General features: G+C 57.4%; 12 protein-coding genes. 7 read left to right on the forward strand and 5 right to left on the reverse strand.

Annotated elements, in window-relative coordinates; translation table 11 throughout:
- Window positions 1–41 precede the first annotated feature (41 nt).
- Window positions 42–2,108: a DNA topoisomerase IV subunit B gene (gene parE, locus QRN85_RS12165; RefSeq protein ID WP_062589752.1), complete on the reverse strand. Its 2,067-nt coding sequence runs from the start codon at window positions 2,106–2,108 to the stop codon at window positions 42–44.
- 172 nt (window positions 2,109–2,280) lie between these two features.
- Here parE and QRN85_RS12170 point away from each other — a divergent pair, with 172 nt between their 5' ends.
- The 5 genes from QRN85_RS12170 (at window position 2,281) to QRN85_RS12190 (ending at window position 8,757) form a co-directional block, all read left to right on the forward strand.
- Window positions 2,281–3,162 carry an alpha/beta hydrolase gene (locus QRN85_RS12170; protein WP_284758242.1) on the forward strand — a complete coding sequence of 294 codons (882 nt, stop codon included), beginning with the start codon at window positions 2,281–2,283 and terminating at the stop codon, window positions 3,160–3,162.
- Between the two features lie 183 nt (window positions 3,163–3,345).
- Window positions 3,346–4,116, forward strand: coding sequence for a triose-phosphate isomerase (tpiA, locus tag QRN85_RS12175; RefSeq protein WP_112963494.1), 771 nt, complete (start codon window positions 3,346–3,348; stop codon window positions 4,114–4,116).
- Window positions 4,117–4,218: 102 nt separating this feature from the next.
- Window positions 4,219–4,668 (forward strand): preprotein translocase subunit SecG, encoded by a 450-nt coding sequence (secG, locus tag QRN85_RS12180; protein ID WP_112963784.1) that lies wholly within the window; start codon window positions 4,219–4,221, stop codon window positions 4,666–4,668.
- Window positions 4,669–4,822: 154 nt separating this feature from the next.
- Window positions 4,823–6,451 carry a CTP synthase gene (gene pyrG / locus QRN85_RS12185; protein WP_112963495.1) on the forward strand — a complete coding sequence of 543 codons (1,629 nt, stop codon included), beginning with the start codon at window positions 4,823–4,825 and terminating at the stop codon, window positions 6,449–6,451.
- Window positions 6,452–6,798: 347 nt separating this feature from the next.
- The gene (locus tag QRN85_RS12190; RefSeq protein WP_284758247.1) at window positions 6,799–8,757 is read left to right on the forward strand and encodes a methyl-accepting chemotaxis protein; all 1,959 of its coding nucleotides are present in this window, start codon (window positions 6,799–6,801) and stop codon (window positions 8,755–8,757) included.
- A 195-nt stretch (window positions 8,758–8,952) separates the two neighbouring features.
- Here the strand turns inward: QRN85_RS12190 and QRN85_RS12195 are convergent, their stop codons facing one another.
- Entirely contained in the window at window positions 8,953–9,834 is an 882-nt protein-coding gene (locus tag QRN85_RS12195; RefSeq protein WP_284758248.1) for an AraC family transcriptional regulator, read from the reverse strand.
- 100 nt (window positions 9,835–9,934) lie between these two features.
- Between QRN85_RS12195 and QRN85_RS12200 the strand changes: the two genes are divergently transcribed.
- On the forward strand, window positions 9,935–10,267 hold the full coding sequence (locus tag QRN85_RS12200; protein WP_112963498.1) for an EthD domain-containing protein: 333 nt from the start codon (window positions 9,935–9,937) through the stop codon (window positions 10,265–10,267).
- 88 nt (window positions 10,268–10,355) lie between these two features.
- Window positions 10,356–10,826 (forward strand): hypothetical protein, encoded by a 471-nt coding sequence (locus QRN85_RS12205; RefSeq protein WP_284758252.1) that lies wholly within the window; start codon window positions 10,356–10,358, stop codon window positions 10,824–10,826.
- Between the two features lie 35 nt (window positions 10,827–10,861).
- Here the strand turns inward: QRN85_RS12205 and QRN85_RS12210 are convergent, their stop codons facing one another.
- From QRN85_RS12210 to trpC, 3 genes are all read right to left on the reverse strand, one after another.
- On the reverse strand, window positions 10,862–12,076 hold the full coding sequence (locus QRN85_RS12210; protein WP_284758253.1) for a molybdopterin molybdotransferase MoeA: 1,215 nt from the start codon (window positions 12,074–12,076) through the stop codon (window positions 10,862–10,864).
- Between the two features lie 77 nt (window positions 12,077–12,153).
- Window positions 12,154–12,636, reverse strand: a complete 483-nt coding sequence (moaC, locus tag QRN85_RS12215) for a cyclic pyranopterin monophosphate synthase MoaC (protein WP_284758254.1) — start codon at window positions 12,634–12,636, stop codon at window positions 12,154–12,156.
- The gene (trpC, locus tag QRN85_RS12220; protein ID WP_284758256.1) at window positions 12,633–13,448 is read right to left on the reverse strand and encodes an indole-3-glycerol phosphate synthase TrpC; all 816 of its coding nucleotides are present in this window, start codon (window positions 13,446–13,448) and stop codon (window positions 12,633–12,635) included. Before trpC ends, moaC begins: the two co-directional genes overlap by 4 nt.
- Between the last annotated feature and the right edge of the window lie 5 nt (window positions 13,449–13,453).

Raw genomic sequence — 13,453 nt, forward strand, 5'->3', positions numbered from 1 at the left:
GCTCCTGACGAGCTTTCCCTGATTTTCGCGGCGCCCGATCTTTAGATATCGAGGTTTTCTGCGAAGGCCGAGCGGTCCTGAATGAAGCGGAAACGGGCATCGGGCTTGGTGCCCATGAGATTATCCACCGCCTCGCGCGTACCTTCAAAATCCACATCGTCTATTTCCACGCGCAGTAGGGTGCGCTTGGAGGGATCCATGGTGGTTTCCTTCAACTGCGCCGGCATCATTTCGCCGAGGCCTTTGAAGCGGCCAATTTCCACCTTCTTGCCCTTGAAAACCGTCTCCATGAGTTCGGCGCGGTGCGCGTCATCTCGAGCATAAACCGTCTTGGCACCCTGACGGATGACGTAAAGTGGCGGCACCGCGAGGTATAGGTGATTGCCACGGATCAGTTCCGGCATTTCCTGATAGAAAAAGGTGATGAGCAGCGACGCGATATGCGCGCCGTCCACGTCGGCATCGGTCATGATGACGATGCGTTCGTAGCGCAGGTCTTCCTCGCGGTATTTGGTGCGCGTTCCACAACCAAGCGCCTGAATGAGATCGGCGATCTGCTGGTTGGCCGAAAGCTTTTCACGGCTGGCACTGCCAACGTTCAGGATTTTGCCACGCAAAGGCAAAATTGCCTGATTGGCGCGGTTGCGCGCCTGTTTGGCAGAACCGCCCGCCGAGTCACCTTCGACGATGAAGAGTTCCGCACCTTCTGCCGTGTTCTGCGAGCAGTCTGCCAGCTTGCCGGGAAGCCGAAGCTTGCGCACAGCGGTCTTGCGGTTGACTTCCTTTTCCTTGCGGCGGCGCAGGCGCTCTTCACACCGCTCGATAACCCAATCCAGCAGCTTCGCCGCTTCGTTCGGGTTACCGGCAAGATAGTGGTCGAAGGGGTCGCGAAGCGCATTCTCGACGATGCGCTGGGCTTCTACCGTCGCCAGCTTGTCCTTGGTCTGGCCCACAAATTCCGGCTCGCGGATGAAAACCGAGAGCATTCCGACGGCAGAGATCATCACGTCATCGGTGGTGATTTCACGGGCGCGCTTGTTCTGCGTCAGCTCCGCATAGTTCTTGAGACCCTTGGTCAGCGCGATGCGAAGGCCGGCTTCGTGGGTGCCGCCTTCAGGCGTCGGAATGGTGTTGCAATAGGAATGCAGCTGCGCATCGCCACCATACCAGGTCACGGCCCACTCCATGGCGCCGTGTCCACCGGTCTTTTCCGTCCGTCCGGAGAATATCTCGCGGGTAACGGTGAAGTCCTTGCCAAGCGTTGCCGCCAAATAGTCTTTCAAACCACCGGGGAAGTGGAAAACGGCCTTTTCCGGAATGTCTCCATCCGGGGGCACCATGCCGGGATCGCAGCTCCAGCGAATTTCCACGCCACCAAAGAGGTAGGCCTTGGAGCGCGCCATGCGGAAAATGCGGGCTGGATCGAAGCGGGCGTGATCGCCAAAAATCTGCGGATCGGGATGGAAGCGCACACGCGTTCCCCGGCGGTTGTGCACATCTCCCAGCTCTTCAAGTCCGCCCTGCGGAACACCGCGCGAGAAACGCTGACGATAGAGCTTGCGGTTGCGCGCAACTTCAACTTCCAGAACATCCGAAAGCGCATTGACGACAGACACGCCCACGCCATGCAGACCGCCAGACGTTTCATAAGCCTTGCCATCGAATTTACCGCCGGCGTGAAGCTTGGTCATGATGACTTCAAGCGTCGATTTGCCGGGAACCTGGGGATGGTTTTCCACAGGGATACCGCGGCCATTATCGCTCACGGTCAGGAAGCCCTCGGCATCCAGATGGACTTCGATGAAGTTCGCGTGTCCGGCAACGGCTTCGTCCATCGAGTTATCGATGACTTCGGCAAACAGGTGGTGAAGTGCTTTCTCGTCCGTGCCGCCAATATACATGCCCGGCCGCATACGCACGGGCTCAAGGCCTTCCAGCACGCGGATGGAGGACGCACCGTAATCATCGCCGGACGATGTGCTGACAAGCGCGGGCTTTGGCGCGGCGGAAACGGCCTTCACGGCTGCCACAGGCGCGGCCTCCCGTTTGTCGATCTCCTGACGTTGCGGTGCGGCTTGGCTTGAAAATAGGTCGTTGCTATCGTCCATTGTACCCAGTTCGATCAGAATTTGGCCATGCGAATCAGTGTGTTTTGCCAGAAACGGCAGAACATGCTGTTACTCAAGCACGGAATAATCGGGTTTGCGTCATCGACAAGGATTGCGCTGCCCCCGCCCGGATGACAAGTGTTCTGGCTCAAATGAAACGGTTACTCAAGGCATGTCCACAGCTATCTTCACCTTTTGTACTCTTTTTTGCCTGTCTGTTGCGATAACGCCCGCCCATGCCCAAAACAGTGGCGGTCCGCTTCGGCCTTTCAAGGATGAGCTGTTTTCTAACCAGACCGTGCTCTCTACTGACGATGGCGGTGCCTCCAGTGTCATTGACTATAATGAGATGCGCGATATCAACGGCCGGGACGAGACCCCGGAACGCCGCGTGAAACGGGACTATGTCGATCTCTCGCCAAAGAAATATCAGGCCATGGAAACGATCGACGCCGGGGGCAGGGCACTCGAAGTCGGACGGGTCGGGGCTGCATCCGGGCAGGCATTTACGGTCATTTTCATCCACGGCCGCGCCGGGGATCGCAGGCTTGGAATGAACGACTACACATTCGGGGGCAATTTCAATCGCCTGAAGAATCTGGCGGTCGCCAATGGTGGCACCTACTACGCGCCAACCGTCCGCAATTTCGATGAGAAAGGCGTGGCGGATATTGCTGCGCTGATCGCCGATGCGCGTGCAAAATCCGGCGGTCGTCCTGTTATTCTTGCTTGCGCCTCAATGGGCAGCTTCATCTGCTACGGCATCAGCCGCGATCAGAAAGCCGTCTCCGATCTCAAGGGCATGGCCATACTGGGTGGCGCGGTCGATCCCGACTTTCCAAAAAGCGCCTATGTGAAGGCTAAAAAACCGGTCTGGTTTACCCATGGCAGTGAAGACAAGGTCTATTCGGCCGAGCAGCAGGCGACCATTTTTCGCAGCCTTTTGAAAGCTGGCCTGTCAACTCGCTTCACGCTTTATAAAACCGGGACGCACGGTACTCCGGTACGCATGACGGATTGGAAGGCAGTATTGAACTTCCTGCTCGTGCACTGAGCGGGGAAGACGCCACCAGGCGAAAAAAGCGACTTAATGGCACGATTTTAATCAATGTTTTGAGCGAAAATCGTTCTTTTTAGTACCAAATCGAATTTGTAGCCTTTAAGACTCACCTAAACCCTCCATGACAGGTGCCCGATGCGTTTGGGCACCCTATGAAGCAAAAGGAATGGATCGCTTATGACACCTGATGTCCGCCCGCTCGTCGCTGGAAACTGGAAGATGAACGGAACCCGCCAGTCGCTCGATCAGATCAAGGCGATGGCCGAAGGTGTCAAAGGATCGCTCGCCGACAAGATTGATGCGCTGATCTGCCCCCCTTCAACGCTGCTCTATGTGGCGACTGCGTTGTGCGATGACAGCCCGCTCCTGATTGGCGCGCAGGATTGCCACCAGAACCCGTCGGGCGCCCATACGGGTGATATCTCTGCTGAAATGATCGCCGATTGCTTCGGCACCCACGTCATCGTCGGCCATTCGGAGCGGCGCACCGACCATGCCGAGACCGACCATCTGGTACGGGCCAAGGCATCTGCCGCCCATGCGGCGGAATTGGTGGCAATCGTCTGCATCGGTGAGACGGCTGACGAGCGCAAGTCCGGCCAGACGCTCGATGTTCTCAAGCGCCAGCTTGCAGGCTCCCTGCCGGATGAGGCGACGGCCGCCGATACCGTGATTGCATATGAACCCGTCTGGGCAATCGGCACTGGGCTTACGCCCACCACGGACGATGTGCGCGAAGCTCATGCCTTCATGCGTGAAGAGCTGGTCAAGCGCTTCGGCGCCGAGGGCAAGGTCATGCGCATTCTCTATGGCGGCTCGGTCAAGCCGACCAATGCGCTGGAACTGATGGGCGTAGAGAATGTCGATGGCGCGCTGATTGGCGGCGCCAGCTTGAAAGCGACCGATTTCCTGTCCATCTATGCCGCATATGAGCAATTGACAGCTTGATCACGTCTTTCGTCCTTGAGGGGCTTGGAATACGCTTTCGCCTCATGTAAAGAGCCGCAAACTTCTTCATTGTGCTCCAGTTGGGGCATGGAATGGATTGTCATGCAGAACGTACTGATTGTTATTCACCTCATGATCGTGCTGGCCCTGGTCGGCGTGGTCCTGATCCAGCGGTCCGAAGGCGGTGGTCTTGGTATCGGCGGTGGTTCGGGCTTCATGTCCGCCCGCGGTACGGCAAATGCCCTGACACGCACCACAGCCATTCTTGCGGCACTGTTTTTCGCAACATCGCTCGGTCTCGGTCTGTTGACCCGGTATGAAGCACGTCCAACCGATATTCTGGATCGCATTCCCGCCACGCAGGGGCAGGGCAATGGCATTCTGGATACGCTTGGTCCTTCGTCCGCTACGCCGCCTGCCAATCAGGCTCCGGCGCAGAATGGCGTTCCGTCCACCAACAACGGTGCAGCCGCACCGGCAACTGGAACGACGCCAGCAGCGCCAGCCACTCCGGCTCCGGCCAATTCCAACGCAGTTCCAACCGGCCAATAAAACCGGTTCAAGCATATCACTCCGGCAGGCCAAAAGCCTGCCGGTTTTCTTTTGTTCACATTCCGGCCAAGCGGACGCGTTCCAGAAATGGAATGTGGATGTTCCAAAATTTGTGCTGGCGGAATCACTCATTTAAAGGTAAGCGGTAAATCCCATGGCGCGATATGTATTCATCACAGGCGGCGTGGTCTCCTCACTTGGTAAGGGCATTGCGGCCGCAGCACTCGGAGCGTTGTTGCAGTCCCGTGGTTATCGGGTTCGGCTTCGCAAACTAGACCCCTATCTCAACGTCGATCCAGGTACGATGAGCCCCACCCAGCACGGTGAGGTTTTCGTGACGGATGACGGAGCGGAGACTGACCTCGATCTCGGTCACTATGAGCGCTTTACCGGGCGTTCGGCCACCAAGACCGACAACATCACCACGGGTCGCATCTACAAGAACATCATCGACAAGGAACGCCGCGGCGATTATCTCGGCGCGACGGTGCAGGTCATTCCCCACGTCACAAACGAAATCAAGAATTTCGTGACCGAGGGAAATGAAGAATACGACTTTGTCATCTGCGAAATCGGCGGCACGGTGGGCGATATCGAAGCCATGCCGTTCATGGAAGCCATCCGTCAGGCCAAGAACGACCTGCCACGCGGCACGGCCATCTTCGTTCATCTGACGCTGATGCCTTACATTCCAGCAGCCGGCGAGTTGAAGACAAAGCCTACTCAGCACTCCGTCAAGGAATTGCAGGCGCTGGGTATTCACCCGGATATTCTGCTGGTGCGTGCCGACCGCGAAATCCCCGAAGCCGAACGTCGCAAGCTTTCGCTGTTCTGCAACGTGCGTCCTTCCGCCGTCATCCAGGCACTGGATGTTGCCAATATTTACGACGTGCCGATGGCCTACCACAAGGAAGGTCTCGACAATGAGGTTCTGGCAGCGTTCGGCATTGAGCCTGCTCCCAAGCCACGCCTTGAGCTGTGGGAAGAGGTTTGTAACCGAATTCACACGCCGGAAGGCGAAGTCACGATTGCCATCGTTGGCAAATATACCGGCCTGAAGGATGCCTATAAGTCTCTGATCGAAGCCCTGCATCACGGCGGCATTGCCAACCGTGTGAAGGTGAAGCTGGAATGGATCGAGTCGGAGGTCTTCGAAAAAGAAGATCCTTCGCCGTATCTGGAAAAGGTCGACGCCATCCTCGTTCCCGGTGGCTTTGGTGAGCGTGGATCTGAAGGCAAGATCCGTGCGGCGCAGTTCGCGCGCGAGCGTCAGGTACCGTATTTCGGCATCTGCTTTGGAATGCAGATGGCAGTCGTGGAAGCGGCACGCAATCTCGCTGGTATCGAAGACGCATCCTCGACCGAATTCGGTACGACGTCACAGCCGGTTGTTGGCCTGATGACCGAATGGGTAAAGGGCAACGAGCTTGAAAAGCGCAACGCAGCCGGCGACCTCGGTGGCACGATGCGTCTTGGTGCTTACAAGGCATCGCTCAAAAAGGACACCAAGATCGCGGAAATCTACGGCTCCACCGACATTTCCGAACGCCACCGCCACCGTTACGAGGTGAACGTGGATTACAAGGACCGCCTCGAAAGCTGCGGCCTTGTCTTCTCGGGCATGTCTCCTGATGGCGTTCTTCCTGAGACCGTCGAGTATCCCGATCACCCATGGTTTATCGGCGTACAATACCACCCCGAACTCAAGAGCCGTCCGCTCGATCCGCACCCGCTCTTTGCCAGCTTCATAGAAGCCGCGCTGGAGCGCAGCCGATTGGTTTGAGTTGAGGTTGTTGAGTGAGAATTGGAAAAGGCCGCAGCGATGCGGCCTTTTTCGTTAATTGCATCCGCGCCAGACTGGACATCGAAGACCCGGCCTGACCAACAACGACGACCGGCTCGATGGGGACGAGAATGGTTTTCCCAAGTATCCCTAACATTTTAACAGTATTTAAATACTGGCTGTTTTAGTTATTTACTAGACAGTTTCACCGAGCCGCGATGATCGCGAGCGATGGTTGTCATCAATCATCAACTGCCGATTCTTCCGTAGTGGCACTGGCTTCGCTCAGTGAGCGTCTTCTGGTGTATTGCTGCGCCCTTGGCGATCAACAGGGTTCCCCAGAAATCATGTCATTTCTTAAAAACGCGAGCATACGCACGAAAATACTCGCTCTCGTCCTGCCGCTCTGCGTCGTGGGGTTGGGTGCGACGGCCTTTATGTCGAGCAGCTTCAAGAGCGCTGATAACAGTTACACGAATTTTATTTCCAACGACACGGCCGGCGTGACAGCAATGGCTCGGGCGAACAGAAATCTCGCCGCGACCGCCTATGGTGCATATCAAACTCTCGCCTACGGCCGCGACACTCCCGGCATGAAGGCAGCAGTGACGCTGTATGCGGACGCCAAAGCAAAGCTGTTTGATCGATTGGAGACAACTGCTAAACTTCTGCCTGCCGAAAAGCCAACTCTCGACACCTTTATTTCCAGAGCGAAAGAGGTAACTGCGTTGACGGATGACGCAGTCCGGCTGGGCTCGATGGATCAGGATGATGCTGCGAAGGCGGCACTGGCAAAAGCAGACGCGATGATTGTGCCGCTGGCAGCCGATGCATCCAAATTCCTGGATAAGGTTATGACTGATGTCGCAGAAAGAAGTCACGCGTTGAGCGAACAGGCGGACTCGACGATTCTTTGGTCGCTGATCTTCGTCGGTCTCACATTCGCGCTTGGCATCGTTGCTTCGCTCGTGGTTGCTGCCAAGGGTATTACCACGCCGATCGCGAATTTGTCCAAGCGCATGATAACGCTGGCCAACGGCCAGACCGATGCGCCGGTTGATGGGCAGGATCGTAAAGACGAAGTGGGACAAATGGCGCAGGCCGTGGCGGTCTTTCGTACCAACGCGCTGGAGACCATTCGCCTCGAAAAGGAAGCCGCAGCAAACCGCAGCATGTCTGAAAAAGAACGTGCAGACAACGAAGCCCAGAAGGCGAGGGATGCCGCAGATACCCAGTTTGCTGTCGATCATCTCGCAAAGGCGCTTAACCGTCTGGCAGACGGCGATGTCGCCTATCGCATTGAAACGCCATTCGCTGCGCATCTCGATACGCTCCGCGCCAACTTCAACAGCTCCGTAGGCAATCTTAACGACGCACTCCGCGCCGTTGGCCAGAATGCTCGTGGCATCGATGCCGGTGCAAACGAGATCCGCTCCGCCGCCGATGATCTTTCCAAGCGCACCGAACAGCAGGCAGCCTCCGTCGAAGAAACCGCAGCTGCTTTGGAAGAAATCACCACCACGGTGAAGGATTCCAGCACCCGCGCCGAAGAAGTCGGACATTTGGTCTCCAAGGCCCGCCAGGGTGCGGAAAAATCCGGCGACGTCGTGCGTCAGGCCGTGACTGCCATGAATGAAATCGAGCGCTCCTCGGGCGAGATTACCAACATCATCAGCGTCATCGATGAAATTGCCTTCCAGACCAACCTGCTTGCCTTGAACGCCGGTGTTGAAGCTGCACGTGCCGGTGAAGCTGGCAAGGGCTTTGCCGTCGTTGCCCAGGAAGTGCGCGAACTGGCACAGCGTTCCGCAAAGGCCGCCAAGGAAATCAAGGCGTTGATCACCACTTCCGGCGAACATGTTCGCTCCGGCGTGGAGCTTGTCGGTGAAACCGGTCGTGCGCTTGAGGTCATCGTTTCCGAGGTGCAGGAAATCAACCGCCACATTCATGCGATCGTCGAATCGTCGCGCGAACAGTCAGTCGGCCTTCAGGAAATCAACACCGCCGTCAACACCATGGATCAGGGCACGCAGCAGAACGCCGCCATGGTCGAGCAGTCGACAGCGGCCAGCCACAGCCTTGCCAAGGAAGCGGCATCGTTGAACCAGTTGCTGCAGCGTTTCAATCTCGGAAACGGTGAGAGCATGAGCCGCTCCATGCCTGCCGCCTCAGCGCCAAAGGCTGCAAGCAACCACTCCGCGCCAGCAGCGTCACCGGCCCGTGCGCTCGGCCGCAAGATCGCCAGCGCCTTCGGCGGCGGCTCATCGTCTGCGGCAGTCGCTCAGGATACGTGGGAAGAGTTCTAAGCTTATCCCTGCATCGGAGCGACAGGTCAGGCGCTTGAGGGCGCCCGGCCACTCATTTGGCAAAACATAAACTGAAGTGCAGAGGGCCGCAGCCATGCGGCCCTTTTCTCATTGAAGCGTGCTTTGCGCAAACATCCGGCATCGGCGGTCTGGCCAAGGTTATTTTCACGCACCCTTGCGGCGCGCTTCCTTATATCAACCGACAAATCTTCCCGGAGATTGGCCGGTTACCCGCTTGAACGCGGTTCTAAACGCTGCATCAGAACTATATCCCAGCGACAGCGCGATCTCCGATAGCGGCTCGCGTCTCGCAATCAGACGATCGGAAGCCAATAGCATCCGCCATCGAAGAAGGTAGTCGATCGGCGATACCCCCGTTACGGTCTTGAAACGGTGAGCGAACTTGGATCGCGACATTCCTGCCCGTTCGGCAAGCAATGGCAAGGTCCATTGAGCGCCGGGGTTTTCGTGCATGGCAATGACGGCAGGCGCGAGACGAGCATCTCCCAGCGCGAACAACCAGCCCGACACTCTCCCGCTGCCATGAGCCAGATAAAGCCTGAGAGCCTCTACGAGAAGAAGCTGAGCAAGATTCTGCAGTATCAGCGTCCCGCCGGGCCGTTTGGCCGTCAGTTCGCGCCGCATGCGGTCCAGCACCCATCGAAGTCCTTCCTTGTCCCCTTCCTCCCGCAATCGGAAAATCGGCGGCATTGCGCCGAGCAGCATTGTGGTGTGGTCGCCTGAGAAGGCGAAGTGACCGCCAAGAACCAAAGTATCTCCGCCGCCTTTTACGGTAGCAATGCCGCCGCGCCAGTCCATTTCCGAAAGCTCGGCTATGTCGATCGACTTGAACGCCAGGTCCTTTGCCAAGCTGAAACGGCGCCCGCTCTTCAGCTGGATCGGCTCGGGGTGGCCCTCGACCTCAAGCCAGCATCGACCGGCGACCACGGCAAAACATTTGATGCCATCGTGCATGTCGTACTGGATGGACCAGTCGCCGCCGAAATCGTAGCCGCCGGCGACGTACGTCCGTGCCTTGAGAAAAGACAGGATTTCAGAGAGGGGATCGCTCAGCATTTGGGGACAATCTCAAACAAACTAGGGACAAACGATTATAGATCGTCCCTTTGTCTAGCTGCTACCAATCTTCCTGTCATTTAGGAAGCTGAGGTTTGTAATGATAAAGATAGCAATCACGTTCAAGCGGAAACAGGGAATGAGCGTTGAGGAGTTTCGGGCATATCGCCGTGACGTTCACGCGCCAATCCTCTTCGCCATTCCCGAAGCAAAGCTCATCAAACGGTTCGTCGTCTCTTTTCCCACACATGCACCCAACTGGCCGGAACCAAGCTTTGACGCGCTGGTAGAGGCGTGGTTCGAAAAACTCGAAGATATCGACACGCTCTATTTCTGCGAAAATTTCCGCACGAAGGTCGACCCCGACCATATCAACTTCATTGATATATCGACGGCACAACGTATCATCTGTGAAGAACTTGTGGTTGTTTAACTGCGGATCCATCTAGGACTGCAGTCGGTCTATTGCGGCGGTGGCCGCGCCTTGCTCATCTATCGCCTCGTCACGCGGGAAGACGCCCATGCGAAAGCCACAGATCGACGTTACGATCCGTACAGAGATCGACAATCTGCTGGAGCGCTCCGCCAAGCTATTTGCCTCAGGAGCGCTACAGTCGTCTCTCTCCGTTGCGCTGGAAGCTTGGGACCTGATACCGGAGCCTAAGGAGGCCTGGGATTTTTACGGGCAGAGCCTGTCAGCAGGTTTTGTCGTGGACTATGCGGACCTCGGTGACAAAAAGAGTTGCCAGAAGTGGGTCGAAATCATGGCGCATATGTACGATGACCCCAACCACGAAGATCATTATGTCCTAATGCAAGAGGGCGAAGCTATGTACAAACTCGGGGACTTGGAAAGGGCCTTTTACGTGTTCTCCCGCATTGAAGAATTGTATGGTCCACAAGGCTTCGAAGGTGAGCAACGGGCCTATCTAGCCTTCATCAAGGAGGAACGCGCCAAACGGCCCACCAACGGCTCTCAAGATGGCGAATGAAGCCGTATCTTCCATGGCCTCTTTGGCAAGTCCGCTTACCTCAACCTCACCACCACGCACTCGCCACCAACCTCCAACTGATGCGCAAACGGTGCGCGCACGATCAGGCAATCTGACTGTGCCATGATATTCATCATGGAGGAATCCTGCTTGGTGAAGGCTTCGACGGTGGGTTTGCCGTCTTCCTCGCCAGTGATGCGGGCGCGAAGGTAATCCTGGCGCTGGTCGTTGGCCTTCAGCGTGGTAGCGGTTAGGGCGGTGGTTTCGCGTGACGTGGGTTTGCGGTGGCTGAGTTTGTGGAGGAGGGGTTCCAGAAACAGCAGACTGCAGACGAGGCTGGCGACCGGGTTTCCGGGTAGCCCGAGGACCTGCATGTTACCAATTGAGCCGACCATCAGCGGCTTGCCGGGGCGCATGGCGATCCGCCAGAAATCCAGTTCCATTCCCTGTGCTTTGAGGGCTGCCTGGACCAGATCATGATCGCCGACCGATGCGCCGCCGAGCGTGACGAGGACGTCGGCTTTCGCGACGATGGCCTTGTCGATGGCTGCGCGGATGAGGGCTTCATCATCGACCACGATCCCGAGATCGAGCACTGTCGCGCCCGTCTTGCGCGCCAGCGCTGCCACGCCAAATGTGTTGGAGGCAATGATCTGAGCCGGGTTAGGCGCGCCACCGGGGGGCACGAGTTCATCACCGGTGGCGAGAATGGCGACGAGAGGTTTGCGGTAGACGGGCAGTGCTGCATGGTTCATGGCGGCGGCGAGCGTAATATCGGTAAAGGTAAGTTCCGTTCCGGCCTTGAGGACCGTTTCGCCTTCGACAAAGTCCTGTCCGCGTGGGCGAATATGTCTCCCCTTGGTGACTTGGAATGTGGTGCGGATTTGCCCCGCCTCCAGCACCTCGGTATCTTCCTGTATGATAACCGCGTCCGCCCCTTCAGGCACCGGCGCGCCCGTAAAGATACGCACGGCCTGACCTTCAGCCACACGCCCCTCAAAGGCGTGGCCAGCCGCTGATTCTCCAATGACTGTCAGTACGGAGCCGATCTGCGGCGCGTCGGCTGCCCTTAACGCGTAGCCATCCATTGCCGAGGAATGAAAGGGAGGTTGGGTGAGGCGGGCGTGGAGATCCTGCGCGAGTACACGCTGATCCGCAAGGTCCAGAGAGACCATGTCGACGTCTGCAACCGGTGTTGCGGCGTCCAGTAAACGCGCTTGCGCGTCCGCGACAGGCAGGAGGGGTTTCATGGCGTTTCCTCTTCCCGGGCCACGGGGTGAGCTTTATCCGCCACCAGCGCCGGACCCTTACACATTGGTCGGTTGCCTTACGCCTTGAAGTGCCCGGATTTGCCACCGGTCTTTTCAAGAAGGCGGATGGAGCTGATTTCCATACCCTTGTCGGCGGCCTTCGCCATATCGTAGATGGTTAGACACGCAACGGATACGGCTGTCAGTGCCTCCATTTCGACGCCGGTCTTGCCCGTCAATTTGACGGTTGCTTGCACGCGCAGGCCGGGCAGGGCGTCATCTTCGGTAATATCCACCGTAACCTTCGTCAGCATCAGGGGGTGGCAGAGCGGAATGAGATTTGCGGTCTGCTTTGCAGCCATGATCCCAGCAAGACGGGCGGTGCCAATGACATCACCCTTCTTGGCATTGCCTTCGAGGATCAGCGCCAGCGTCTCCGGCTTCATCCTGACGAAACCTTCGGCCACCGCCACACGGGTCGTTTCTGCCTTGTCGCCAACATCGACCATATGCGCCTCGCCGGACGCGCCGATATGGGTGAGCTTCTGATCGGAGCTCATTCGGCAGCCAGACTATCGGTGCGACCTGTAAGCAGTGCGCGCGTGGCTGCGGTGACATCATCCTTGCGCATCAGGCTTTCGCCGACAAGGAAGGTCGTGATGGCTGATTTTTGAAGGCGGATGCAATCATCATAGGTAAATATGCCGCTTTCACCCACCAGCAGCTTATCAGCGGGTACCATCGCAGCCAGTCGTTCGCTGACATCGAGACTGACCTCGAATGTACGCAGATTGCGATTGTTGATGCCCAGCAGCGGGGAGGCGAGTTTCAGCGCCCGTTCGGTCTCTTCCTCGTCATGCACTTCCACCAGCACATCCATACCGAGCGCAAAGGCTTCGTCTTCCAGCCGCTTGGCCTCATCGTCGGAAAGCGATGCCATGATGAGCAGGATGCAATCAGCTCCCCAGGCGCGGGCTTCATGCACCTGATAAATATCGAACATGAAATCCTTGCGCAAAGCGGGCAGGGCGCAGGCATCGCGGGCAGCCGTCAGGAACTCGGGCGCACCCTGAAAGCTAGGCGTATCCGTCAGAACGGAAAGGCAGGCGGCCCCACCTTCTTCATAGGCTTTTGCAAGTGAAGGCGGGTCGAAATCAGGACGGATGAGACCCTTGGAAGGGCTCGCCTTCTTGATTTCGGCTATGAGCCCGAAGCTGCCTTCAGATTGGCGGCGTTTCAAGGCGTTGTAAAAGCCGCGCGGCGCCGTCTGGTCCGCTGCCATGGCTTTTAGATCGTCAAGCGAGACCCTGGCTTTCGCAGCCGCAATTTCTTCAAGCTTGTAGGCTTCGATCTTTTTCAGAATGTCGCTCATGGCCT

This window comes from Agrobacterium sp. fls2-241-TYG-188a, from assembly GCF_030209845.1.